A 23,319-nucleotide genomic window follows, 5' to 3' on the forward strand; every position below is an offset into this window, starting at 1 on the left:
ACAACTCAAAAATTTTGGTTTTGAGCCTGAATTAAGTACAAATTATTCCTTAAAGTTAAATGCAAATTTTGCAAGAAGACAATGTTACAAAATGCCGTATGAAGAGGTATATTTTCAAAGAATGGAAGAAGATGACTGTGAAGAATTGGAGAATGTAAAATCACAAAAAAATAATTTTTTTAAAAAACTCTAATCTTCTTTTTCTGTATTCTGATCATTGGGGCCTGCCATGTCTTCTGGCTTTACTTTGCTGTCCCAGTCTCCTTTAGCTGCTTTCACTAATGAAATTATTCCTGCAATAATCAATCCAACTACTGCTGCAAAGAATAGTGTCTGATCAAACACTTTGTATGAACAATTGATTGGAACTGGTTCAGTATCGTCTGAATAATCATGACAATCCCCAAATTCATTCATTTCAATATTTGCCATCTGAAAACTGTCTCCTAGAATTCCAAATAACAAAAATCCTGAAAAAATCAAGGCAATTCCTATGATCATGAAACGAGTATCGCTCACAAGTTGTTATCTGTAATATCATATTTACATTTTAATGATTATGTCCTCTAGTGCTACTTTTCCAATTGCTCTTTTAAATTTTCAAGGGATGCTTCATAAAATGAGCCCATAAATGCAAGAAATTCCACAAATTGATTTTCAGACATTTTTTTGCTATTGAGATAAGATTGCCATGTTAACTGTGTGGATTTTTTTGATTTTGGATTTATTGAAATTGTTGCAACATAAGCACGTAGCGGCAGTCCTTCAGTTGCAATATATGTGAAATATTCTCCCTTTTTCCATGCAACAACATGCTCTTCAATTGTATTTCCGTCGTTAAATGTGATCTTCCTTATTGCTCCTACACCACTTTTCTTTTTAGTTAGGTAGATTGTTTTTTTTACGTCAATAACCCATTCAGGCAATCCTGCAATATTGCTTATTTTTCTCCAGATTTTGTCTTTTGATGCATTAATTGTAATGCTCTTTTTCACAGTACCTGTATGATGTGATCTTTTAGACATTTTTACCATTGTTTGTTTTCTTATATTGTGGGATTTTAAATTTTAGTGATCTAACACATTTAATCCCCAATTGTCAAAATATACCAATGGTGTTTGGATGGGGAAAAAAGAAACAAGAAAAAAAATCAGAATTACCCATACAGAAGCAAGTCTCTTTAGTTGATGTTCCGAAAATTGTTGATGATGTGTTGTCTCGTAGGACATCTCAAACACTATATGAAATAAAATCTCTTAGAGATGCGATTCATCCTTTGATGAAAGATTTGATCAAAATTGGTCAAACATTAGAAAAAGACAATCTTGATGTTGATGAAATCGATAAACACCTTAGAATTATTGTTGTAAGGGGGAAAAAACAGGTAATTGATGTCATCAAAAAAGATGCTTCTGAACTTCCTGATGTTAAAAATTTAGATGATGCTCAACAACTTGATGCTATTCTTAATCAGACTCTGAAAAAAATCGGTGACGTATTGGGTCGACAAACTCGTGTTATCCATATTTTTGCAAAAAAATATGCTGAGAAATTAAAAGAGATTTTAGCTCAAATGAATTCAAACTCTGCAGAAATACGCCAGTTACTAAAAAATCATGATGATTCAAAAATCCTTTCCACTGAAATACTTGAATCTGTTGAAAAAATCAATAACTCTGAACATGAAATTAAACACAAAGAACAACGAATCGCTGAACTACGATCATCCATTCAATCAATTGATACAAAAATTATTTCTTTAAACAGTTCTTTAGATAAAATAAAGTCTTCTGATGAATATGCTCGATATCAAAAACTGTTGAATTCTCTTGAATCCATCGATTCTGAAAAACATCAAATAAAAAATCAAGTTGACACTCAATTTACAAAAATCTCTAGGCCTTTGGGTAGATATGAGTATGTTTCATCAGATAAGGAACAAAAAAATTTACTTGCAAAATTACTTGAGGATCCGATATCTGTTCTTATCTCTGAAAATAAAGACATGATAATAATAATTTTGGAGAATGTGAGAAAAGGTATACTGTCAGGTTCTATTTCCGTAAGAGACCAGGAAAAATCCCAAGATCAAATTACCGAAACAATTGAGATGCTTGACTCTTTCATCACAATTGTTGATGGCTATAAACAGAGATTGGAAAAAACTAAAGAACAAATACGTAATTTTGACAAAAGTCAAATGGAACAACTAGAAAAAGATCTGGAAAAATCAATGTGTGAAAAAGAAGACGCACAGCAAAAAATTTCTACATTTGAATATGAGATAAAACAAATCCAAACTAACATACCTCATATAATATCTAATCTTGAGTCAAAACTTAGAAAGTTTTCTAGTGTTCAATATACTCTTACAATCTAGTCCCAAAATTAATTAGCATTGTGTTTGCATGATTGATTATGCTTTTTAAGAAGAAAAAATTTGAAAGGCAAGTCTCACTACGTCGAGATGTTTTAGACAGCATTCTGTCGTATTGTCAGATGAAGCATCCTAATGAGGGAATTTTGATCCTTAAGGGAAAATCAAAGAGTGGAAATATTATGATTGATGGTTTAGTTATACCTCCTTTTAATTACACAGGACCTACTTTTGCTGGATTTCCCCATTCTTTTTTGCCATTTGATATGAGTTATGTGGGAATTGTACACTCACATCCTAGTGGTTCTGCAGAGCCTTCGGTGACTGATCTTCACAACTTTTTTGGGCTAGTGTCTTTGATTGTAAAATCCCCCTATGGTGACAAAGATATTTTTGCATGGGATAGTGGAGGGAATTCTGTAAAACTTTCAATTGTTTAGATATTGTTTTTCAAAATTTTGAAAAATAGGAAAAATACTGACAAAACTTTATATGCATTTTCAAGGTACTTTTAATGAATTGTTTAATTATAAGACGTATTTGATTTTCCTATTTGCATCATTGGCCGTTAGTATTGGTCTTCAAATGATATTGCCATTCCCATATGGTCTTGGAGCTGCATTGGCAATCTTTATTGCATTTCCTCTATTGCTGAGAAGACGCTACATGAGTAGGATGAGAGGATATGGTGATTCTGGTACTGGCACTGGTGGTGGATTCTTTGGTATGAACTCTAGTGGTGGAGGAAGTGTTCGTTATGTTTGCTTGGTTTGCAATAACAAACACAAAGGAGGAACCTGTCCTAGATGTGGTTCCAAAATGCAACGTGCTGATTTTTAATCTGGATTAAAATGTCATTAGAACAACTTCGCCAAAAGGTAATTTTTCATAATTCTGTTGATGTGTGGATTGCTGCATGTAATGAAAAAAATATGCCCTGGAATGATACTGGTAAATATCAAAAATTCATTTCTTATCTACTTGATAATAAATTAAATCTTAAGGCATTCAATTTATGCGCTCATGAAGCAGGGGAAACAGAACAAGAGAAGACAGAATTTGCTGAGGCTTTAAGAGAAATAAAAGACCCCAATGCTGCAATTTACACAATAAAACTAAACGATACTGCTTTGGATATTATAAAAAAATACGATTTTAATTAATTATCTCTTTAATTTTGGGTTTACAATGGTATCAAGTGCATTTCCAATAAACACAAAAGCCAATCCTGTAATGGCAATCATTATTCCAGGTGGCATTATCCACCACCACATTCCTCTTGCTGCTGCCCCGTAGGTATTTGCATCGTGTAATATTTGGCCCCATGTGGGAAACGATGGATCTCCTAATCCTAAAAAACTCAATCCTGCTTCTGTTGTGATTGCTGCAGGAACTGATATTGCAATACTTGCAAATGCATATGGTAACAGTTGAGGTAAAATATGTCTAAAAATAATTTTTGAATTTTTTTGCCCCATGGTTTTTGCCGCTTCTACATATCCTCTTGTTTTTATCTGCAATGCCATGCTTCTTGCAACTTTTGCAACTCCTACCCATCCAAAAATCATTAAGAACCCAATCATCAAAAATATACTATTGCTTATGGTCACAGATAAGATGATTAGAAATGGGAGTGCTGGAAGAGCATAAATCACATCGTTGAATCGCATCATCACTTCATCTGTTTTCCTGCCTCTATATCCTGCATAAACTCCATAAAGCAAACCCATGATGACTGATGCAATTGCAACCACTAATCCTATGAACAATGCTAGTGGTGTTCCCCAGAGTAATCCTACTGCAAGATCTCTTCGTAGCTCATCTGTTCCCATTATGCCAAAGGCTTTACCCCCTACGATTATTCGTGATTCTGTGATTTTATTTTCTGCTTTTGTACCATACATGTTGATCACAAACACATAGTTGCCTTTCTCGGGAGTGTGTTGTTCTGTTTTTGAAAAAATGATGTCTTCAGATGACATGTTTTCAGTAGAAAATAAAAATATGTCTGATTGAATCATCAGTGTTTTTCTTATTGCGTCATCTGTTGAAAAAACTCGTTCATTGTGTATTGTTATGTCATCTGAATACGGAAGTGACGATGATAATACATCTAATTCAATTCTATCTGGTCTGATTACTGATATTTGTAGTAATGGTGCTCCTGAATACTCTGCAGAAAACTCGTAAATGAAATCTTTTGGAAAATCATCATACTCGAAATTTATTCCAAATTGATGTGATACGAGAGAGATTGAATCTGACTTTTCGTAACTGACGTTTGGCTCCTCTAAAATTTTATGCTCTGGAATTTTTTCATTCAGAAAGAAATTGACCCAAACCGGAATTGCTACCTTTGGATAAGAAATCCAACTACTTGGATTATTCCATTCTTTGAATGTTTCAACAGGAATGACTATCATTGCCACTATTGATGTGATGACAAGAATCATCAAAATTACAATTCCTGCTATGCCTATTTTGTTTCTAAGAAATTCTTGTTTGATTTCATTTGGTGTGATGCTACTCATTGACCTGTCCTCACTCTTGGATCAAAATACCCATAAAGTAAATCTGCAATGAATATGCTCACTAGGAAAAATACTGTGAGGATATATGTTGCTCCAATTATGACCGGAAGATCCATTACTGTAATTGCTTCAAAATATAATCTTCCCATACCTGGCCAATCAAACACTGCTTCAGTGATTATTGCACCTCCCAGAGATCCTGACAAACTTAGAGCTAAAATTGTAATTATTGGTGGTGCAGCATTTTTTAGTGCATGTTTGTAGATGATCTTCTTTTGGCTAATCCCTATTGTTTTTTTAGCAATTATGAAATCTTCTTGCATTATGCCTACCATGAAATTCCTAACCAAGTAAGCCCATGATCCAAATCCGATCATTACGATTGTTATTAGCGGAAGTGCCATGTGGTATAGTAGTGCCAAAATGTAGCCTGGTTCTGATGGTGGTATTGATGGGGTAGCTCTTGCTGGAAATATTTGATAAACAAAAGCAAACAAGAATATCATTAACATTCCTATCCACCATACGGGAAAACTGGAGCTAATTATTGCAAAACTAGATGTGATTCTGTCGACTACTGAACCTACCTTACTTCCAGATAATGCGCCTAAGAAAATCCCAATTAATGAAATAATTACTGTAGCTGTTGTGAAAAGCAAAATTGTTCTGGGCAATTTTTCTAAAATTATTTCTTTTACATCTGAGGATCCCGAATCACTTGTAAGAAATGTTGCATGTCCAAAATCTAACAATATGATTTTGTACATTGTCAATCCTATTCTTTGTGGTGAATACCATGGCTCGTCCAGACCTAGCGCCTTTATCCTTTGCTCGATTTGATTCTGTACAAACATTTCAAATTCTTCAACTGATGAAAAACTCTCTGCAATTGCTGGGTTTTCTGTTATTTCGGAACGAACTTGAAAAACTATTCCTTGTTTGAGTATTGTATCCATATTTGAACCGACTAATGATATTGTCAAAAGCAGGGTGATCATTAAAACAACAAACATGGTTGCAACTCTTGTGGCAACATATTTTTTCAAGCCCAATAACACAAACATGGAATCTGAGCTTATAATAATTTCAATAGGGTAAAAATTGATGAATTAATTAAATAGACGAGAGTGAAACGAATCTCTCAGCAATTTTTGGATGAATCCTAGGGCTTGCTGTGGCAGAGTACAGGGCTCTCGTCTATTCTATATGCTTTTAATCAGATTTAACATTTTATGTGAGTATGAAAATATTACACATTTTATATGAATTATCTAAAAAAATTCTAATTTACTAGTATTGCATATTGTTTTCATGGCAAAAAAGAAGCCCGTATTTGATCCTGATGCCCTTGTATTGACAAAGCCTCAGATACTTGATTTTTGTGATAGGGTGCTAAAAAAATGGAATAAAAAACCAACAAAAAATGCCAATAATATTTTGGCAATGAATGCTGTAAAAACAAGTGTGATATGGACAGATGATAAATCCCTTAAAGCAATATGGAGTGAGATTCTAAACTGGACCTTTGAATTGCTCTATGAAAATGCATTGGCTCAGGTCAAAAACGATGGTGATTGGTCTGCTGTAATGAAAAAATTAAAGAGTAAAAAATAATCAAAGATATGTAATGAGTGCAAACACTATCAGAAAAGCAAAAAAACTGGTTGAAAGTGGCGGTGTAGTACAAATCGAAGATGATCTTTTCCAAATAAAATCTTCTTCGGATCCTGAAAAATCCTACTTTGTCACATCTGATTCTTGTGAGTGTCCTGGATTCAAAAATTTCTACAAGTTTCATCATGGAAAAGGACTAAAGGCAAATTGCTCTCATCTTGAAGCAGTTAGAATTTTTAAGAATAACGACTCTTAATTTTTCTTTAAACTCTCTATGCTTGTTTTGCCCACAAATGCTTTGTTATTTGATATGATTATGGGACGTGCAATAAGCCCTGGATGCTTTACCATGAATTTTATTATTTGTGATTCTGAATAGTTTTTTGAATCAAACTCTAGTTCTTTGTACATTTTGTCTCTTTTTCTAATCAGTTCTGCTGGTTTCATCCCTGTCATCTTGATGATTTTTTTAAGCTCTGATTCTGAAAATGGATCTTTGAAAAAATCTCTTTTTTCTACATCTATTTTCATACGCTGAATTTCAGAAAGCGTTTTTTTGCACGTAATGCAAGAATCTTTATGATAAACCACTTTTTCTGATTTCTTCATTGATTTCTATTATTGTCTTCTATCTTTAATTGTTAGGTTCTTATTGAAAAATAATATCACGCACAACAAATTGATTTTTTAAAATCTTCTGAGGTTCTTTCAAAGTCACATTCTTTGCACACTTGCCAACTTCTTTTTTTCAAAACCGAAAATGCTGTTTCATAACTAACTGAATACATATTTCCTCCGCATGAAGGACATGGTAATGGGATGTCTATTTGCATATTTGATTTAGGTAATTTTTGATTATAAGGTAGACGTAGGACTGATAAATTATTCATATTTTCTATCTTTAATGCTATTCTACTTGATAAACACCTGTTGAATTTACAATAAATTCAATTGTTGTGCCATTAACATTGACAAATATTTTTTTTCCATCAAAATCCACTTTAACATTTGTTCCATCCAGATTTGTTTCTACAGATTCATTTTCGATCTCATCTTTAGATTCTTCTTGAATTTCTTCTGTTGTTTCTTCTTTATTCTGAATAGTTTCTGTATCTGTGTTGTTTTGGATTTCTATTGTCTCATATCCAAAATTCTCTAATGCGTTTTTTGATACTGATAATTTTTCAAAATATGCATTCATGGCTTCCTCTTGGGTTCCTCCGTTATTCAAAACCTCTTGTTTGAGTAACTGTGCTTCTTCAAATAGGTTTTTTGTAAAGTTTAACTGGCTTGCAACTGTGTCTTTGATTTCTGGATCAAGACTTTTCACATAATCTTCGTATTTGTATCCTGAAAATACTCCGTATGATGGATTAAATTCTTCTATTGCCTGCTGTCTTAATTCTTCAGCTATGGCCTTTTGTTGTTCAATGAAAATCTCTTCTTCAGTTAATTGTTCACTGATAATTTTCTTTTCAATGTATTCCTGATTTAATTTCTGATAATGATTCCACAATGTGAATCCGATAGGGTCTTTTGCAAAATCTTCTTGTTGTGCTTGAAGATATCTGATTGCCTCAGGAGTTGATAGTTGTTCTTCCAAAATTGATTCTGGTGACAAATCTCCTTTTACTTGAAATTCAATAGATGCAATACCTGTTTTTCCATCCGGTGCATTTCCAACAATATTTACAATATATGTTCCAGGAATTTTGTTGAAATTCTCTAACACTACTCTGAATTGCCCATGTTCGTCAGTTACTGTGAATATTGAACCTTGGCCCGACCTGATGTGAACTTGAGCAAGATCTACTGGTTTTGAGGCATGGTCTACAACCACTCCTGTAATGATTGGTGATTGGCCTTGTAGAATTGGCCCATTTTCAATATCTGCAATTATGATTAAATCCCATAACTCTGCATCTGATTCTGAAATTACTGGTACTACCATCAAAATTGTAATTATGCCTATAATTGCGAACTTTGGATTTAACACGAATCAGCCTTTTGAAATTTACAGTTAAGACAAGGGATGAAGAAAAATTTGCTTTCTTTCAACAATATTTGAGCAATTTATTGACTAAGAAGAAATTCTTCCTAATTCCTAAATACTTTTTTCTATTTTATGAGGTAAATTGGATATTTTTGGACTAATTGGACTATCTGTAATACTTTCAGGCTTGTTGATAGGATCTTTTGACTCTTTTGCACAGTCAAATCCATGTCCAAGCTGCGTTCAGATTTCTCCAGGGGATGTAGAACTATACAAAGAATTATTCCCTTTGACAATTTGGACTGATTCTAAAATATATGATCATGATTCTTTGATTACTGTCTCAGGACATCTGAGGCCTGAAAACAATGTGGCACCAATCCTTGTAGTGGTTACAAATCCTATTGGAAATATTGTTACTGTGGACCAGGTAACTCCTGATTCTAACGGTGACTTTGAATTCATGCTGAATACAAAAAGCTCACTTTGGAAACAAAATGGTGATTATGTCATAAAAGCTCAAAGTGGTTCTGACAATAGACAGTTTAAAACAAAATTTACTCTAATCTCATATGACGTTGGTAGCGTATCTGAATGCGCTCTGTCAACTATTCCGATAATTGCAAACAATGGCGGCATTTATTGTGTGTCTTATGAATCAAAAAAAGGAACCACAATTAATGTAGATGGTGAACTAAATTTAGATACCAAAACACTATCACTGCAAATTCGTGGACACGATATTGATTCCATAGTACTTGACATTCCTCGCTATCTATTAGATTCAAAATCTGAAACTGGGGTTGATTCTGATTTTGTTATTTTTTCAGAAGGAACCTTGATTGAAACTCATGAGGTTGAATCTGATGACGTATCTCGGAAAATCCAAATAGATTATTCGCCTACCAGAAAAGGAAATTTTGAAATTGTTGGAACTCATGTTGTTCCAGAGTTTGGATCATTGATGTTTTTGATATTGATTAGTTCTGTCTCTTCTGTTTTGTTCATAAGTAAATTATTATCTGATAGATTTGTCAAGTTCTAAACTCTCTTCAAGTTCTTAAGTCACTGTGTCTCATTATTCATAGATGGATCTCGAAAAATTCAGTAATGATGTTAATCAAGTTACTGACAAACTATCGAAAAATTTAGCTTCAAATGATTTACCTAAACTAAACTATGTGCGGCAACAACTAATTGAAATGTATAAAAAAAACCTTGTTAAAATCAATCACTCTGTTTTGGAATTAATTTGTGCATCAACATTAATTGCACGAGGTTATGCTGTTGAAGTAGAAAAACAAGTTTCTGATATTCTTGTTTGTGATATCTTTGCAAAGAAAGGTGGTGGAAATACCATCATAGAGATTGAAACTGGTTTTACTCCTCCTGATCATGCTATGGACACTATTGATTACTACACTGCAAGAATAATGAGTAAAATTGCAAGATATAGCAAATTTTGCTCTAAATTTTCATTGGCCACACCTGTGATCGGACTTGTGCCTATTCCCAAGATCTTTCTAATTCCTCCAAAATCAAGAAAAGAATCTGATGTGAAATCTGTTCAATCATTATGTGATCGATACTACAAAAATCCCCCTGTAAACTATGATGATATACTAAATGCTCACCTCCATTCTATTTTTTTAATCAATATTGACAAAAATTTTGCAAAAGAACTTGATCCCCAAGGCTATGTAGATCTTACTGGAAAACTTCTTCAAAGAAGTGAAGTGGAATACTAACCAAATAGTAAAAACTCAAATCTTTCTAGTAATTACTACCTTTAGACATGATTTGCGGCGCTTGTGAGACAAGAAAACATTACGAATGTATTGATTGTTTAAACAATCATTCTACGCACCTGTGTAGTTGCGACTGTCATGATGAAAACACAAAACCCCATCCTGTGAATAAACCCCATTAAACTACCTTTTCTAAAAAATGATTATTGAAAATTTGACCAGCTAGGAGCAATATTGTCATATTTTAATCAATAACAATTTTTCAAGATCTTGCTTAAGATCGATTAAAACATGAAGATTCATAAGGCAAAAAAAGATTCTATCGACAAATTATGGCAACATCTATGGATAATTTTGGAACTTTGGAATATGTTCTAGACAAATACTCCAAAATCTGGAGTTGGAAGGTAACAGGTGAGCGTGCAGTAAGTATGGTGTCTAGGCTTGTTCCTGAAGCATGGTATGGCGAAAACATCAACGAAGTAATAATTCCAGATAGTCCTGAAAGTGTAAAACAAATTAAATTGATCATGGATAGGTATCCTCTTGAAATTTTATCAAAATCTGCTTGGCAAAGAAAAATTGTAAAAACATTTGCCCCAAAGCCCACACTTCCTCCAATTAAACATAAACTCAATAAAGCAAAAGCTGGAGACCAGTTTAGAGGAAAATTACTCAACTTCCAGAAAGAAGGATTGGATTTTCTTTTAAAATCCTCAGGCAATGCATTGCTTGCCGATGAAATGGGTCTGGGAAAAACGGTTCAAACCCTTTCTTATGTTGCAACCGAAAAACAAACTTTTCCTGTTTTGGTGGTGGCCCCACTTGTGACTCTCAACAATTGGGAACGTGAAATTTCAAAATTTGTTAAAAAGAAAAGCAGAAACGGAAGAATAATGGAAGATGACTCTCCTTCCACAACTATTATCCGAACAGGAAAATCTGCAGAGCTACCTCTAACTGATTTTTACATAATAAATTACGAATTGCTTTACAAAAGAATGAATGATTTATCAAAATTAAACATCAAGACAATCGTTTGTGATGAGGTACATAATTTAAGATCAAAAACAACTCAGAAATACAAAGCTGTAAAGAAACTTGCAGCATCATCTTCTGTGTCTTACAGAATTGGGCTTTCTGGTACTCCTATCTATAATCGCGGTTCAGAGATTTGGCCAATTGTTGATATTCTAAAACCTGGATTACTTGGAAGCTTTAAAGAATTCTGTGAATATTTTTGTTATGTAAATGAAAAAGGAAAAGCAATAGTTTTGGAAAATAAGAGGGCATCTTTGCGAAATGAACTTCAAAAGCATGTTATGTTAAGAAGAAAAAAATCAGATGTATTAAAAGAACTAAAAGACAAAGTACGTTATAAAGAAGTAATTGATGCTGATACTGACTACTATTTTGAAGAATTAGGAAAAATTTGGACAAAATTAGAGGAAGAACAGAAAGACGCCGAAACAGCATTTGACAAGTCAGCCTCATACCAACGTGCAATTCAAAGCGAAAGACAGATTGCAGGCTTGGCAAAACTTCCCCATGTTATTAATTTTGTAAAAAATATCATGGAAATTGAGGAAAGTGTGGTGGTGTTTTGTCATCATAAGGTTATTCACAAATTGCTCAATGAAAGCCTTGCAGAATTTTCACCTGTTACAATTATTGGAGGCCAAAACGATAAAACTCGACAAGAACAGATAGACAAATTCCAAAAAGGTGAATCAAAACTAATGATTGCAGGTCTGAGGGCCGGAAATGTTGGGATTAACCTAACACGCGCAAAATACGTTATCTTCGCTGAATTAGATTGGAGTCCAGCAATTCACCGACAGGCTGAAGATAGACTGCATAGAATAGGTCAAAAAAATACTGTTTTTGCTTATTATTTGATAGGAAACGGAACACTAGATGATCATGTTGCAAACGTGCTTGTTGACAAGAGCTATGAGATTGACACAATCATGGATGAGACTGCAGACACATATGAGAACAAAGACAAGGCTGAGCTTATACTAGCTCAAATACATGACAAGATTCAATCCAAGTAAATTATATTTCCAGTTTTTCTTTTATTTGTGAAAGTTTTGATGTGATGCTTTCTTTTTTTTCTAGCGTAATTTCTGAATCATTAATGTCTTTGATTACTTGATTGATGATTGCAAGAATTTCCACTTGTGGCTTGGCATTATTTCCTAATTGGTGTTTTTCAACTCCCTCCTTTTCAACTATTCTTAACTTCTCAATCCCCTCTGGAAGTATTTCGTAACTTTTGACAATCCTTTCATCTACTCTCTGTGGCGCCATCAATACCATCTGATTTTTTCGCAGATTTTCGATCTCAATGTCTATTTTTTCTTCTTGGATTTTTAGATATTTTGCAATATCTTCTGTTGTAAACGACTTGACTTCGAGGAGTTTTAGAACCTTGACCCATAATGGCATCTTGTTATCCCACAGCGAATGTCTTGCCAAGTCAGTAATTGAAAAGGATCCGTCTTTGTTCAAATCAATGAGTTTTCTGTCTTTTAATGATGCAAGAGAATCCAATATTCTTCCAACCCCTAGTCTTTTTAGACTGGAATTTTCAATATTTTCTTCATTGAATCTACCATCTCTGTTAATTCCCAAAAACAAAATTTCTAAATCTATTGGCCCTAATTTACTCATAAATTAATTCTCTCTCAAATAGTTATCATCGTTTCTAATTGAAAAATATATGTGGAATAAATCATCGTATTGTAATGGTTCGTTACATCTTGCCTAAACTCCCTTATGGGTATGATGAACTTGAACCATACATTGACAAAGAAACAATGCAGATTCATCATCAAAAACATCATCAAGCATATGTTGATGGACTAAACAAATCACTTGAGCAAATTGGTGGTGAAGCACATCCACAATACATCTCATCAATTTTGTCAGATCTTGGCAGCATACCTGAATCTGCAAAAAATGCTGTCAATTTTTTTGGTGGCGGATATGAAAACCACAAGCTGTTTTGGGAAACAATGTCTCCGAACAGTGATCCTGCCCCTGGAGGAAAATTAGAAGATGCAATTGATGTTTACTTTAATGGATTTGATTCTTTCAAAGAACAGTTCACAAAACAATCCCTTTCTATTCAAGGGAGTGGTTGGTGTTGGTTGGTCTTTAACCCTACATACAACAGAACCGAAATTATAACCACTGCAAACCAAGACAGTCCGTGGACCTTGAGAAAGATACCTTTGCTTGGGTTAGATGTATGGGAACATGCATATTATTTGAAACATCAAAACAGAAGAAATGATTATGTTGAATCTTGGTGGAACGTTATAAATTGGGATTTTGTATCTAATCGTTTTTCAGAACTTGCCCAATAATTACAATTTGGACAAATTCTTTTAAACAATTTTTTGATTTTTTTGAGCAATGAACAAGAGTCTAAGATACATAGCAATACTTGCTATTTTGCCCTTGTTTACCGCAGGTCTGACACTGGGAACTTTTGAAGATGTTCATGCCCTCAAATCAAAAGGCGTTGGTACTTCAAAATATGGTTCTGCAACAGACGTATGCGGCGTTCAGCTTTGTTCTGAAATCCCCGGCGGAAAATCTGCTTGGGAAGCAAAACAAGAACAGACATCACCTGCTCCCGTTCCTGTATCTAAAACTACAGAATCTGAAGAGAAGATGATGGCAAAAGCTGACATGGGCTCTGAGCTTAGATTGTCAAGAACAAACGTTCCGGCAGAAATTCCTTTACACAAGGGATACCATGATGGCGGTGAAGTCTATTTTATCATCACTGACTCTAGTGATCCTAAACATGCAGACATAATCACTGAGAATCAGGGATGGAAAGTTGAACTTGCTCCTCTGTTGGAAAGAACTCCTAAGTCTGCATTGTCCAGCACATACTTTTTCACAAATGGAATTAGTGGAAGTGGCGTACACGGTTATCAGGGTGAAGTTTTTACTAGCACTCCTGAACAGCCAAGTATCTACAGTGCTTTGACATCTCACATTCATGTGACGTGGAATGATGGATATGATGCAAGACTTTTGAATTCTGAAGATGCAATAATGACTGCTGAGGCAAATGGTGAGATCACCTTGTCTAAAGCTAAAGTGGTTTTGAATATGCCCCAAATAATTTGGCCTGGTGGTCAAATGATGGTAAAAGAGGACACAACTTTGACTGATGAAACACCATATGGTGGCGGTCAAATACTTGACATCGACACTGATGAAATGACTGTCACTTTCATTGCACATAGAGGATGGGGTCCCGATGGTAGAACAATCTATTACATTGTCACAGATGCAACTCCTTCTGGTCCTGCAAACATGATGGGAGTAACTAGTGCCCCGACATCAGCTAAATTGATTGCAAATGCTGCAGCAGTTGACCTGTTCCAATTCAAAAACGGAATTAAAGGAACTGGTCCGCTGGGATTCCAACCTGGAATTGCAGCTGGTGCTCCTGGTGATGCAAATTATAGTCCCATGTGGAGAATATTTGTGATAGGTTGGGATGATGCATCAAGTGCACAACTCCTTGAAACCATTGACGACATTAATGCATACAAAGAAGCTGGTTTGATTGACATTGGTATTGCTAGACCTATGGACAGTGATCATATCGTAAACTGTCCATTCATTGATCCGTTCCAATAGGAACCTCTTTTTTCTATTTTTTAATTTACATTTGTTTGTTATTTTTTCCTTTTTCAAACGAAAGTTTAATCCATTGACAGGTTGCTTTATCTTTGATTTTGCGGTTATTACTTTATGAGTGTAGCCGGATTGTATATGCTAAACACTGATGCATATGCTGAAGAAAAAGTGAAACAAGCCCTTGATATGTTGTTAATAGACAGGGGAAATGAATTTCGTGAACTGGCATCTGTACTGCTTCCAGGATCAAAATCTTTATCATCAATGCCTCACTGGCAAGAGTTTATCTTGAATTTCTGTCTTGATGTAGAGGAATCATTCAAGACATGGTCTGGAAAAAATTCTTTGGTAAAGAGTTCTCCTCAAAAAGCCTTGACTATTTTACGACAACTTTCACGTGACAAGACCTCCATGAATCAATTGGCGCATCTTCTAAACATCTCATATAACCTATCACTGGAATTCAAAGAAATCTATAGAAGACTAAGGTGATCTAGTCTTCTTTTTATTTTTAATATGTGCCAAAACCGTGAATTAGCCTTCTATCTATTTTTAATATGTTTTATTTAGAAGATGACTTACATTTGCCTTTTGTTTTAAACTATAATTTTTTAGGACTAGAAATTTTATAATTTTAGCACTATGATGTAATTTTATCATCATGTTATATATCATAAAAACCAAGATCATTTATGATTCAACAACAACATATTGAACCACCAAGTCCAAAGCGAATGTTTCTTGGAATCTCTTTGGTTATGGGTGGAATTGTAGTAGTGGGATTGTCTTGGTTTGCAGGTTTCTTAAGCTAGACTAATCAAACAATCTTTTTTGTTCTTTACATGGCATGTGTTGATATTATTTTAAAAAACGTTCATTAATAATGCAAAAAGGTGTTGGTTATTGGATTTTATGTTAGAAGAAGAGCTTATAGATTTGATGACATTCTGTCTGCAAAACCCCGAGTCTTCTGAAGTTGCAGAAAAGAAAAAAAGAATTTCTGATATTGGAAACGAGTTGTTTGTTGATGGTGGCATTGATGCATTAGAAAATTTTGCATTTGTTTTAAAGAATCGAATTAGTGAAGAAATTGGGAAAGATCCATCGCCACTATTTAGTTTGTGGAATGGACTCACTGACGAATGGCAACGGTAGAATTTTTAAATATTCTATCCTCTGCCGATTCTGAATATGGCTGTACTGCATGTTGGACAGGTGCCCTTTAGTGCAGGTTTTCCATTTTTCATGGTGTATGGTTTTGCGCCTTGGATGTCTCTTTTATCGCGGCACTTAACACAATATCCTATTGTCATAATCATTCTAGGCGTGAGGTTCTATTAGCGAGACCTTGTTAAACTTTTTTCACTATGAGGCAAACACCGATATTATTATTGGTATTCCAAAACAATATTTTTCGTACTAGGTATGAGATAATCTTTTTTCAATTCTTTTTTAAGTGAATGAACTGAAAAAATTTTTGTGAAAATAACTTTCTTGGTATTTTTTGTAGCTGTAATGTTGGTCATTTATTTCTCAATGACTGTTTTTATTTTACCAAATGAATTTCTTTCAAAAGAACAATTTGTACCAATTCCTTATTTAGAAGCTGAAATTTCAAACTCTGAAATTTTTTTGGGTGAATCATTTAGACTGAATGTCTTTTCAGAAAATAGAGGTGATTATGGTGATATTCATATTGTTTCTGCAGCGTTTCCAACTATATCTGACACTGAGGATATTGTCGAAGTTGTAAGTTATGATTTTTCACACACTCCTCACTATGTGCGCATTGGTGATGAAATAGGTGCAAAATATAGCGGCGGTGTGGAAAAAATAACTGCACAATACCCTTCTATTGAATCCATGAATAGGCCTATTCCATCTGGTTCTTCAAACCATGTGGATTTTTTGATAACACCTGATGAGGTTGGACCATTTTTGGTTTATCTGAAATCAATAGATATTCCACATACTGATGAAAAATCACACTTTCCACGTTCAGGGCAATTAGATCATCAAGATGAATACGTTCTTGTTTATCAGGTAAATGTAAATCCCTAATATGCTATGAATTGTTGAAATCTTGATATGTCTTTAATTAAATTTCAAAAAAAACTTGGTTTTTCAACCCTGTTTTTTATTGGCAGTGCTCTAGTGAGCTTTGGAATTTTGCTAGTTACAGTTGGTGGAAGTTGGGATATAACAAATCATTTACTCAACAAACCTGAGACCTTCTTTTCTCCTCCTCATGCCTTGATGTATAGTGGCGTGGCCATTGCATTGATTGGGGTTGTTGTATCTTTTGTTTCTTGGAAAAATTTGAAAACCTCCGAGAATATTTACTCTGTTCCACTAAAGATTCAATTTATTGGAATTGGACTGCTTTCGGGTGCTGGGCCTTTTGATTTTGTTTGGCATTCTAACTTCGGATTAGATGGCTTATTGAGCCCTCCTCACCTTACGTTGATTTTTGGAATGCTTTTGTGCAGTATTGGTGGCATGGTTGGAATTACGCGTTATCTAAAATCTAATAATTTTTTGACTTTTCCTCGAAATTATTTTTTGATATTGGCGATTCTTCCAATTTGGTTGGCCGGTTCTGGAGTGATTTCTTCCCTTTCACTTCCTTTTTCTAATACTGATTATTTTCAATTTAACCCTGATCCTTTTTTTGCATTTATTGTAGCCACTATTGCATATCCTTTCCTAATTTCATTTTCTATGTTTATGTCATCAAAATTATCTGGCTACCGCTTTGGATGTGTTTCTATTCTAGGTGGGATGTTTCTTTTAGTTTATAGCTCTACTGCAATTGTTCCAAATTTTGCATTATTGGATTCAATAGTGTTTTATTCATTCAACCTTATCCCTTTTGTAGCCTCTGACATTTTATTTTCCTTAAAAAGACCAAAGTTGTTTATCCTTGCAAGCGGGTTGCTGGGTTCTGTTTTTTACATGGCTTATTATCCATATGTTATGTATACGTTCAATGAAGTATTGCTTGGAAAACTTGTTTCTCCTAGCATGATTTATTTTGTATATTTTGAAATTATTGAGACCGTTTTTTACATAACTTTGATACCTTCAATATTTTCAGGAATATTTGGATTTTTTATTGCCAAAAAATTTTCAAAGAAAGTTTTATCCATGTCTGCTTAACTGGAAATAACTAAAAACTTGATTGGCTCAGATAATGCTTCATAGTTGTGTTTTTTCTGATCAAGGCCATCCCAAACATAAATCTCTACAGAAAATGTTCCTTGACTAGTTGGAATCCATGAAAATGCTGGAGTAAAGTTTTGATATTTTGTAAGGCTGCCTGTAATCCAACCTATTTTTATTACTGCACCACTTTCATCTTTTATTTGTACTATGAAAATAAAATCCTGGTTGATTTCCTGTGCATTTGTGATTTTTGACGAAACTAATACTTGTTGATTCACATTGACATTGGTTCCTATTGGTGTGCCGCTTCTGTTTACAAGCCCTGGTTCTGTAACGATTACTTTTTCCAATGGCGCTAAACCGAAAGCAGGGCTAAAAACACCAAATATCATTATGGCAATCAATGACACTGCAAAATATCGCATTCTGTGTTCTTGGATTTTTTTCTTAATAAAGCGTTTCTGCGTTATTTTGATACCATTTTTTGTCAATTCTTTTCAAAAACTTCTAAATTTTTTAAAATCAATCTTTTTCTGGTAATGATTTTTTCTGGATTCAATATTCCTTTTGGATCAAAGAATTTTTTCAATTGTCTAAAAACGGCATAGTTTTTTACTCCGTATTGTTTTTTCACATATTCTGACCTTGCAAGCCCATCTCCATGTTCTCCTGTGATTGTTCCCTCCATTGAAATAACTCTGTTAAAATAAAAATCGGCAATTCTCTTAATTTTTTTAATTTTTTTCCTATCTGCAATTAATCTGACGTGTATGTTTGCATTTCCTGCATGTCCGTACATAATAACTTTGGTTGAAAATTTACGGTTTATCTCTACTACTGTTTCAAATAACTCTCCTAGTTTTTCAATTGGGACTGTTGCATCTTCTATTACATGTGGTAATCTTTTTTCTTTTTTGATTGTTCTAAGGCTAAAATATAATGCAGAATCTCTGTACTTCCACCATTTTTGAATTTTTGATTCTCTTGATAATTGATAAGTGATGTTTCCTGACTTTATTGTTTCTAGTTCTTTTATTTTGTTGTTAATGTTTGAATCATACTCTACAAAAAGAATACATTTTGTTTTTTTGTTGAATCTTTGCGGAATTTGTCTCAGTGTAGGTAAATCTACAAATTCTATTGCAGACGGTGATGTATTTAGAATCGTTTTACAGTTTTTTGCAGACTCTGTCAATGATGTGTATTCAATTATTGACAGAACTCGTTTTTTTGGAATTTCTTGAATTTTTAATTTTGCTGAAAGGATTATCCCTAATGTTCCCTCTGATCCAAGAATGGCTTTGTGAGAATTGGCAATTGATACTGCTGCATCTAGTCTATATCCTGATGAATTTTTTGTAGTGTTTGGAATCTTTTTTTTATCCATCATTTTTGAAAATGATGTGATTTTTTTTCCAATCTTGGTGTTTTTTGGTAATGTGATTTTTTCGCCATTGCCATTAACAAAAGTAATTTCTTTTACGTTATCTATGATGCTGCCATATTTCAAACTCCTACTACCGCTGGAATTGTTTCCAAGCATTCCTCCAATTGAACAAAATGATCCGATTGATGGATTTGGAGGAAAAAACTTGTTTTTGCTTCTCAATTTCTTATCTAGTGCTCCTTTGAGCACCCCTGAACCCACATTTGCGATATGTTTTCCAATTTTTATTGAATCAAAATTTTTCATATCTGCTATTATTCCGTTATTTAACGCACTTCCGACAAGTCCTGTTCCTGCACCTCTCACTGTAATCGACATTTTTTCTTTTTTGGCAAATTTTACAAGCGAAATCACATCTGATTCATTTTTTGGAATGACAACAATTTTTGGCAAGATTTGGTATGAGCTTGCATCCACTGAATAATAATTCAAAATATCTTTTTCCCAAATAACCTCGCCTTTGATTATTTTCTTTAAACCATTTCTAATTTTTGAGATTTTCATTTATGATTAAATTTTGATTCTATAATAGTCCCAACGTTCTGGATCAAAAAGTGTTACAAACTCTGCATCTTCTTTGTCTATCCTTGCCCTAATTACATCTCTTAGGGCAAAACTGGTTAGGTGTTGATATTTCTTTGAATGTGCTTGCATGATGAACAGATGTCTCATTTCGCTACCTCCTTTTAATCCCCAATAACCCATTTTCAGAGCTAGTGGTTCTAGAAACACCGTATTGTTCAGACCGTAATTTTCATCTCTGATCTCAGGTCTTAACTGATAGCTTTCTAGCGGTCCTCCTTTTGCAAATCCTACGATTTCTCCATTTTTGTCATTAACTCTTAATGTGTTCAAAATCACGTTTGGGTTTTTAACTGATTCTTCAAATTTGTCTTTGTTGAATTGTAATGGCTTGGGCAATTCCAAAAATATTGAATATACTGATTTGATAAAATCTGGGTCCTCTCTTGTCGTCATTTTTTCTATCGTAGGTACTAGTTTTAGATTTTCATATGCATAATTTGCTTGAATTGATATCTCTTGTTGTCTAATATGCATAAAAGACAAAACTGTGTCAAAGAAGTTTTTTCTCATTTGTTTTGGAAGTGATTTTAAAATTGTTTTACACATTTCAGTTTCTTTATTTAGCAATTCTTCAAAATATGCAACAGAACTACGTACGATTAATGATGGTCTCCATGCTAATGCATGAGCATTCATCTTTGCCATCTCCATCGCTTTTGAAAAGTCCCCTAGTGCATATCCGCTAATTCTATCTACTACTGAAAGATACCATCCAAGTTTCATGATATGTTCTTGAAGCTCTTCGTCATTTCTTGTAAGTTCTGAATTCCTAAAACATTCTTTTATCTGGCTTTCAGCATTTGCTTTTAATTTGCCACTCCATGGATACGTTGTTCTTAAAATCAGAACTTTAATTATTTCTAAATCTAACTTTGCATCATCTAGCAATTTTCGTAATTTTCGATCCATTGAGAGAAATTTCAAAACACTTTCTTCGTGTGGTTTATCCACACTTTTTTGAGGATCAAAATCATGAAACAATGCTGCTGCATACAGGTACTTTAGATCTTCTTTTGAGAATTTGTTTAAACCATCATTGTTGAGATTAGCAGAAAGTAATGCAATGTATGTTACTTCTAACTCATGATTGATGTTGTGATATCCGTAGTAGTCTGTCCCCAATCCTTGAGTCTCAAATAATTCTATAGTGTAATCTAGCATTTCAGTAAAACAATCGCCTTCTAATCCACTTTCTACAATGAGGCTCAAAATTTCATTTCTCATTGATAGTGGAGTAGCAAATTCCTGCAATATTTCAAAAACACTTTCCCTATTTTTAAAGATGTATGTGGTATTTCTGAAAATTTATCTAAAGAATTATTCCATTTTTAGCACTTTTTTTTGCAAAATTTAGAAAGATTCAATAGAATTGTACTTTTGCCTTTTTTGATGTCTGTGGACTCTGATCTGCTCAAAACTTTGATGAATATCAATGGAAATTCATCACTCAAATACACTTTGTATCTAAATGATCAGTCGTATTCGCTTGATGATGTGGTTATAGAAAACTCTCCTACTCCTGTTAATGCCCCAACTACCCGTGGTGGTGTGTATTTTTCAGATACCTTTGCATACAAAGTTAAAGGCATTGTTCATGACCTTTCCGTTATTCCACTTTTGTCTAAAACAATGCTGGGACCAAACACTGATTTTGGAGAAATTAAAATTAAAACAGATGTTGATTTGAACGGACAAAAGAAAAACTTGACACTTTATACCAATCTTACTAATAGCATACAACACCCAGACCAAATCGAATTAAACATGATTCTAATAAAACTAGAATCTGACTAACGTGATTTAAAATATTTGTCGTACTTTTCTCTTAACTCTTGGTTTGAAAGAACTTCGTATGCCTCATTGATTTTTATCATGATTTCTTCAGTTTGTTTTTCTTTTGTTTTGTCTGGATGTAGTTTTTTGGCTAATGCTCTATATTGTTTTTTTATTTCTTCCTGTGTTGCATCTTGCGATATCTCTAAAACCTCGTAGTAGTCTGGAAGCTCTGAATTTTCCAAGGCTTCTCTGAATTCCTTGTCTTCTTTGGTGTTTTTCCTTTTTCCAAGATCTTCATAGTCATCAGACCAATCTGAATGGTATTTTTCATATGTTTTGTCTTTTTTTGATTCCATATCTTCAGAATCATAAGATGTTTTTCTTCTCAAAATAATGTCTCTTGCAAGATATAGGAATAATGCAATTACTGCAATTGTAAATCCTATAAATAAAATAATTTTTTCTTCATCTGATACAATTAATTCCATCTGCAATTCTTTTGATTCGTTATTCTGGGCAAAAACAATACTGGTTGAACTTACTAGTAAAACAACTATTATTGCACTACTTATCTTCTTCATTTCTTATGATAATCTAAAATCTTCTTTTGCTGTATTTAGAACAAGATGTGTTATTGTGTTTTCAACATTTGGAATTGATGATAGTTTCTTTACAAATTCACTTAATTCATCCCTTGCTTTGAATTTTGCAATAATCAATGTATCTGCAGTACCTGTAATGTCGTACACTCCGCACACGTTTTCAAAACTGGCTAATTTTTCTTCGATGTCTACTAATTTGTCTTTTTTTGCAATTATTTCTATAATTGCAGTAAGGATATACCCTAACTTCTCATGATCAATTGTGGCTGTATATCCTTTGATTATTTTCTCTTTTTCTAACTTCTTTATTCGTGATAAAACTGTCACAGTTGACATCCCAAGTTTTAATGCTAGTTGTCTTGCTGAGAGTCTTGCATCTACCATCAAATTTTTAAGAATTTTTTCATCTGTTTCATCCAATTTCATCAATCATGATAAAATCAAAAATGCATTTAAATTTTCAGTAATTTAATGAAAATCTGTTTAATTCTGAATTTGTGCCAAAATTCATCTTTTCAAATTTAATACAAATGAGAAACTCTGATTATTGTGGATGAAATTACTGCATTAATTTCAAAAGGTAAATCTCTTTTAGAAGAAGGGAATTTTGAGGATGCTTTGGGCTATTTTGACCAGGCATTATTGTTGAATCAGAATGATCCTGAATTGTGGAATCTTAAAGGCGTCACGCTTAGGAGCATTGGCCGTTACGAAGAGGCACTAGAGTGCTTTAACAAATCTCTGGAAATTGATCCTAGAGACAAATTTGCATCTTGACTGCCTCTTGACAAATAGTCAATCTATATTATT

The 23,319-nt window shown here is 33.7% G+C and carries 30 protein-coding genes; 17 read left to right on the plus strand and 13 right to left on the minus strand.

The features are described from left to right. Positions 1-189: 189 nt before the first annotated feature. Together NsoK4_RS03300 and NsoK4_RS03305 are read right to left on the minus strand one after the other, a co-directional pair. A complete protein-coding gene (locus tag NsoK4_RS03300; protein WP_249111137.1) occupies positions 190-519 on the minus strand; it encodes a hypothetical protein in 330 nt (109 codons plus the stop codon). A 53-nt stretch (positions 520-572) separates the two neighbouring features. Next, positions 573-1,034, minus strand: a complete 462-nt coding sequence (locus NsoK4_RS03305) for an SRPBCC family protein (protein WP_211688089.1) — start codon at positions 1,032-1,034, stop codon at positions 573-575. Positions 1,035-1,111: 77 nt separating this feature from the next. On the opposite strand from NsoK4_RS03305, the gene NsoK4_RS03310 reads away from it, so the two are divergent. The 4 genes from NsoK4_RS03310 to NsoK4_RS03325 all read left to right on the plus strand — a co-directional run bounded on the left by NsoK4_RS03310 (position 1,112) and on the right by NsoK4_RS03325 (position 3,540). Next, entirely contained in the window at positions 1,112-2,380 is a 1,269-nt protein-coding gene (locus NsoK4_RS03310) for an exonuclease SbcC (RefSeq protein WP_211688091.1), read from the plus strand. 38 nt (positions 2,381-2,418) lie between these two features. After that, entirely contained in the window at positions 2,419-2,817 is a 399-nt protein-coding gene (locus NsoK4_RS03315; RefSeq protein WP_211688093.1) for a Mov34/MPN/PAD-1 family protein, read from the plus strand. A 79-nt stretch (positions 2,818-2,896) separates the two neighbouring features. Then, a complete protein-coding gene (locus tag NsoK4_RS03320; protein WP_249111138.1) occupies positions 2,897-3,217 on the plus strand; it encodes a hypothetical protein in 321 nt (106 codons plus the stop codon). A gap of 11 nt (positions 3,218-3,228) precedes the next feature. Further along, positions 3,229-3,540, plus strand: a complete 312-nt coding sequence (locus NsoK4_RS03325; protein WP_211688097.1) for a hypothetical protein — start codon at positions 3,229-3,231, stop codon at positions 3,538-3,540. Here NsoK4_RS03325 and NsoK4_RS03330 read toward each other — a convergent pair whose 3' ends face one another. Both NsoK4_RS03330 and NsoK4_RS03335 read right to left on the minus strand, forming a co-directional pair. Next, positions 3,541-4,908 carry an ABC transporter permease gene (locus NsoK4_RS03330; RefSeq protein WP_211688099.1) on the minus strand — a complete coding sequence of 456 codons (1,368 nt, stop codon included), beginning with the start codon at positions 4,906-4,908 and terminating at the stop codon, positions 3,541-3,543. Next, positions 4,905-5,954, minus strand: a complete 1,050-nt coding sequence (locus NsoK4_RS03335) for an ABC transporter permease (protein ID WP_211688875.1) — start codon at positions 5,952-5,954, stop codon at positions 4,905-4,907. The genes NsoK4_RS03330 and NsoK4_RS03335 overlap by 4 nt, the downstream gene beginning before the upstream one ends. Before the next feature lie 265 nt (positions 5,955-6,219). Here NsoK4_RS03335 and NsoK4_RS03340 point away from each other — a divergent pair, with 265 nt between their 5' ends. Both NsoK4_RS03340 and NsoK4_RS03345 read left to right on the plus strand, forming a co-directional pair. Beyond that, on the plus strand, positions 6,220-6,522 hold the full coding sequence (locus tag NsoK4_RS03340; protein WP_211688101.1) for a hypothetical protein: 303 nt from the start codon (positions 6,220-6,222) through the stop codon (positions 6,520-6,522). A gap of 13 nt (positions 6,523-6,535) precedes the next feature. Next, positions 6,536-6,778 carry a hypothetical protein gene (locus NsoK4_RS03345; protein ID WP_211688104.1) on the plus strand — a complete coding sequence of 81 codons (243 nt, stop codon included), beginning with the start codon at positions 6,536-6,538 and terminating at the stop codon, positions 6,776-6,778. Here the strand turns inward: NsoK4_RS03345 and NsoK4_RS03350 are convergent. Further along, positions 6,775-7,131 (minus strand): arsenate reductase family protein, encoded by a 357-nt coding sequence (locus tag NsoK4_RS03350; RefSeq protein ID WP_249111139.1) that lies wholly within the window; start codon positions 7,129-7,131, stop codon positions 6,775-6,777. The two genes, NsoK4_RS03345 and NsoK4_RS03350, sit on opposite strands and share 4 nt — an antisense overlap. 298 nt (positions 7,132-7,429) lie before the next feature. Further along, positions 7,430-8,518 (minus strand): carboxypeptidase-like regulatory domain-containing protein, encoded by a 1,089-nt coding sequence (locus NsoK4_RS03355; RefSeq protein WP_211688106.1) that lies wholly within the window; start codon positions 8,516-8,518, stop codon positions 7,430-7,432. A gap of 139 nt (positions 8,519-8,657) precedes the next feature. On the opposite strand from NsoK4_RS03355, the gene NsoK4_RS03360 reads away from it, so the two are divergent. The 3 genes from NsoK4_RS03360 to NsoK4_RS03370 all read left to right on the plus strand — a co-directional run bounded on the left by NsoK4_RS03360 (position 8,658) and on the right by NsoK4_RS03370 (position 12,320). Continuing rightward, positions 8,658-9,560 carry a PEFG-CTERM sorting domain-containing protein gene (locus NsoK4_RS03360; protein ID WP_249111140.1) on the plus strand — a complete coding sequence of 301 codons (903 nt, stop codon included), beginning with the start codon at positions 8,658-8,660 and terminating at the stop codon, positions 9,558-9,560. 43 nt (positions 9,561-9,603) lie between these two features. Beyond that, positions 9,604-10,263, plus strand: coding sequence for a hypothetical protein (locus NsoK4_RS03365; protein ID WP_211688108.1), 660 nt, complete (start codon positions 9,604-9,606; stop codon positions 10,261-10,263). 332 nt (positions 10,264-10,595) lie between these two features. Beyond that, positions 10,596-12,320 carry a DEAD/DEAH box helicase gene (locus tag NsoK4_RS03370; protein WP_211688111.1) on the plus strand — a complete coding sequence of 575 codons (1,725 nt, stop codon included), beginning with the start codon at positions 10,596-10,598 and terminating at the stop codon, positions 12,318-12,320. 1 nt (position 12,321) lies between these two features. Here the strand turns inward: NsoK4_RS03370 and NsoK4_RS03375 are convergent, their stop codons facing one another. Next, entirely contained in the window at positions 12,322-12,939 is a 618-nt protein-coding gene (locus tag NsoK4_RS03375; protein WP_211688113.1) for a hypothetical protein, read from the minus strand. A 74-nt stretch (positions 12,940-13,013) separates the two neighbouring features. Here NsoK4_RS03375 and NsoK4_RS03380 point away from each other — a divergent pair, with 74 nt between their 5' ends. The 4 genes from NsoK4_RS03380 to NsoK4_RS03395 all read left to right on the plus strand — a co-directional run bounded on the left by NsoK4_RS03380 (position 13,014) and on the right by NsoK4_RS03395 (position 16,089). Next, a complete protein-coding gene (locus NsoK4_RS03380; protein WP_211688115.1) occupies positions 13,014-13,637 on the plus strand; it encodes a superoxide dismutase in 624 nt (207 codons plus the stop codon). 49 nt (positions 13,638-13,686) lie between these two features. Then, positions 13,687-14,934, plus strand: coding sequence for a hypothetical protein (locus tag NsoK4_RS03385; RefSeq protein WP_211688117.1), 1,248 nt, complete (start codon positions 13,687-13,689; stop codon positions 14,932-14,934). A 114-nt stretch (positions 14,935-15,048) separates the two neighbouring features. Continuing rightward, the gene (locus tag NsoK4_RS03390; protein WP_211688119.1) at positions 15,049-15,426 is read left to right on the plus strand and encodes a hypothetical protein; all 378 of its coding nucleotides are present in this window, start codon (positions 15,049-15,051) and stop codon (positions 15,424-15,426) included. A gap of 420 nt (positions 15,427-15,846) precedes the next feature. Next, a complete protein-coding gene (locus tag NsoK4_RS03395; RefSeq protein WP_249111183.1) occupies positions 15,847-16,089 on the plus strand; it encodes a hypothetical protein in 243 nt (80 codons plus the stop codon). Positions 16,090-16,103: 14 nt separating this feature from the next. Here NsoK4_RS03395 and NsoK4_RS10195 read toward each other — a convergent pair whose 3' ends face one another. Continuing rightward, on the minus strand, positions 16,104-16,247 hold the full coding sequence (locus tag NsoK4_RS10195; RefSeq protein ID WP_371816016.1) for a DUF5679 domain-containing protein: 144 nt from the start codon (positions 16,245-16,247) through the stop codon (positions 16,104-16,106). Positions 16,248-16,470: 223 nt separating this feature from the next. Between NsoK4_RS10195 and NsoK4_RS03400 the strand changes: the two genes are divergently transcribed. Both NsoK4_RS03400 and NsoK4_RS03405 read left to right on the plus strand, forming a co-directional pair. Next, positions 16,471-16,995 carry a hypothetical protein gene (locus tag NsoK4_RS03400; protein WP_211688123.1) on the plus strand — a complete coding sequence of 175 codons (525 nt, stop codon included), beginning with the start codon at positions 16,471-16,473 and terminating at the stop codon, positions 16,993-16,995. Between the two features lie 93 nt (positions 16,996-17,088). Continuing rightward, complete coding sequence (locus NsoK4_RS03405) at positions 17,089-18,093, plus strand: hypothetical protein (protein WP_211688125.1); 1,005 nt, start codon at positions 17,089-17,091, stop codon at positions 18,091-18,093. Here the strand turns inward: NsoK4_RS03405 and NsoK4_RS03410 are convergent. From NsoK4_RS03410 to NsoK4_RS03420, 3 genes are read right to left on the minus strand one after another with little or no spacing between them, the layout of a single operon-like run. After that, entirely contained in the window at positions 18,090-18,590 is a 501-nt protein-coding gene (locus NsoK4_RS03410) for a hypothetical protein (RefSeq protein ID WP_211688127.1), read from the minus strand. The two genes, NsoK4_RS03405 and NsoK4_RS03410, sit on opposite strands and share 4 nt — an antisense overlap. Further along, complete coding sequence (locus NsoK4_RS03415; protein ID WP_211688129.1) at positions 18,587-20,050, minus strand: FAD-binding oxidoreductase; 1,464 nt, start codon at positions 20,048-20,050, stop codon at positions 18,587-18,589. The genes NsoK4_RS03410 and NsoK4_RS03415 overlap by 4 nt, the downstream gene beginning before the upstream one ends. Positions 20,051-20,056: 6 nt before the next feature. Then, positions 20,057-21,382 (minus strand): HD domain-containing protein, encoded by a 1,326-nt coding sequence (locus NsoK4_RS03420; protein ID WP_371816017.1) that lies wholly within the window; start codon positions 21,380-21,382, stop codon positions 20,057-20,059. A 138-nt stretch (positions 21,383-21,520) separates the two neighbouring features. Between NsoK4_RS03420 and NsoK4_RS03425 the strand changes: the two genes are divergently transcribed. Further along, positions 21,521-21,925, plus strand: a complete 405-nt coding sequence (locus NsoK4_RS03425; protein WP_211688131.1) for a hypothetical protein — start codon at positions 21,521-21,523, stop codon at positions 21,923-21,925. On the opposite strand, the gene NsoK4_RS03430 is transcribed toward NsoK4_RS03425, so the two are convergent. Both NsoK4_RS03430 and NsoK4_RS03435 read right to left on the minus strand, forming a co-directional pair. Beyond that, on the minus strand, positions 21,922-22,488 hold the full coding sequence (locus tag NsoK4_RS03430; protein ID WP_211688133.1) for a DnaJ domain-containing protein: 567 nt from the start codon (positions 22,486-22,488) through the stop codon (positions 21,922-21,924). The genes NsoK4_RS03425 and NsoK4_RS03430 overlap by 4 nt on opposite strands. Positions 22,489-22,491: 3 nt before the next feature. Further along, positions 22,492-22,935 carry an Lrp/AsnC family transcriptional regulator gene (locus NsoK4_RS03435; protein WP_211688135.1) on the minus strand — a complete coding sequence of 148 codons (444 nt, stop codon included), beginning with the start codon at positions 22,933-22,935 and terminating at the stop codon, positions 22,492-22,494. Between the two features lie 123 nt (positions 22,936-23,058). Between NsoK4_RS03435 and NsoK4_RS03440 the strand changes: the two genes are divergently transcribed. After that, a complete protein-coding gene (locus NsoK4_RS03440; protein ID WP_211688137.1) occupies positions 23,059-23,286 on the plus strand; it encodes a tetratricopeptide repeat protein in 228 nt (75 codons plus the stop codon). Positions 23,287-23,319 lie beyond the last annotated feature (33 nt).

Origin of the sequence: Nitrosopumilus sp. K4, assembly GCF_018128925.1 — an archaeon.
Lineage (GTDB): Archaea > Thermoproteota > Nitrososphaeria > Nitrososphaerales > Nitrosopumilaceae > HKST03.

Coding starts and splice junctions, on each gene's coding strand:
- NsoK4_RS03305 (WP_211688089.1), bottom strand. CDS start 1,034: ATGGTAAAAATGTCTAAAAGATCACATCATACAGGTACTGTGAAAAAG.
- NsoK4_RS03310 (WP_211688091.1), top strand. CDS start 1,112: ATGGTGTTTGGATGGGGAAAAAAGAAACAAGAAAAAAAATCAGAATTA.
- NsoK4_RS03315 (WP_211688093.1), top strand. CDS start 2,419: ATGCTTTTTAAGAAGAAAAAATTTGAAAGGCAAGTCTCACTACGTCGA.
- NsoK4_RS03325 (WP_211688097.1), top strand. CDS start 3,229: ATGTCATTAGAACAACTTCGCCAAAAGGTAATTTTTCATAATTCTGTT.
- NsoK4_RS03330 (WP_211688099.1), bottom strand. CDS start 4,908: ATGAGTAGCATCACACCAAATGAAATCAAACAAGAATTTCTTAGAAAC.
- NsoK4_RS03340 (WP_211688101.1), top strand. CDS start 6,220: ATGGCAAAAAAGAAGCCCGTATTTGATCCTGATGCCCTTGTATTGACA.
- NsoK4_RS03345 (WP_211688104.1), top strand. CDS start 6,536: ATGAGTGCAAACACTATCAGAAAAGCAAAAAAACTGGTTGAAAGTGGC.
- NsoK4_RS03350 (WP_249111139.1), bottom strand. CDS start 7,131: ATGAAGAAATCAGAAAAAGTGGTTTATCATAAAGATTCTTGCATTACG.
- NsoK4_RS03365 (WP_211688108.1), top strand. CDS start 9,604: ATGGATCTCGAAAAATTCAGTAATGATGTTAATCAAGTTACTGACAAA.
- NsoK4_RS03370 (WP_211688111.1), top strand. CDS start 10,596: ATGGCAACATCTATGGATAATTTTGGAACTTTGGAATATGTTCTAGAC.
- NsoK4_RS03375 (WP_211688113.1), bottom strand. CDS start 12,939: ATGAGTAAATTAGGGCCAATAGATTTAGAAATTTTGTTTTTGGGAATT.
- NsoK4_RS03380 (WP_211688115.1), top strand. CDS start 13,014: ATGGTTCGTTACATCTTGCCTAAACTCCCTTATGGGTATGATGAACTT.
- NsoK4_RS03385 (WP_211688117.1), top strand. CDS start 13,687: ATGAACAAGAGTCTAAGATACATAGCAATACTTGCTATTTTGCCCTTG.
- NsoK4_RS03390 (WP_211688119.1), top strand. CDS start 15,049: ATGAGTGTAGCCGGATTGTATATGCTAAACACTGATGCATATGCTGAA.
- NsoK4_RS03395 (WP_249111183.1), top strand. CDS start 15,847: ATGTTAGAAGAAGAGCTTATAGATTTGATGACATTCTGTCTGCAAAAC.
- NsoK4_RS10195 (WP_371816016.1), bottom strand. CDS start 16,247: ATGACAATAGGATATTGTGTTAAGTGCCGCGATAAAAGAGACATCCAA.
- NsoK4_RS03400 (WP_211688123.1), top strand. CDS start 16,471: ATGACTGTTTTTATTTTACCAAATGAATTTCTTTCAAAAGAACAATTT.
- NsoK4_RS03415 (WP_211688129.1), bottom strand. CDS start 20,050: ATGAAAATCTCAAAAATTAGAAATGGTTTAAAGAAAATAATCAAAGGC.
- NsoK4_RS03425 (WP_211688131.1), top strand. CDS start 21,521: ATGTCTGTGGACTCTGATCTGCTCAAAACTTTGATGAATATCAATGGA.
- NsoK4_RS03430 (WP_211688133.1), bottom strand. CDS start 22,488: ATGAAGAAGATAAGTAGTGCAATAATAGTTGTTTTACTAGTAAGTTCA.
- NsoK4_RS03435 (WP_211688135.1), bottom strand. CDS start 22,935: ATGAAATTGGATGAAACAGATGAAAAAATTCTTAAAAATTTGATGGTA.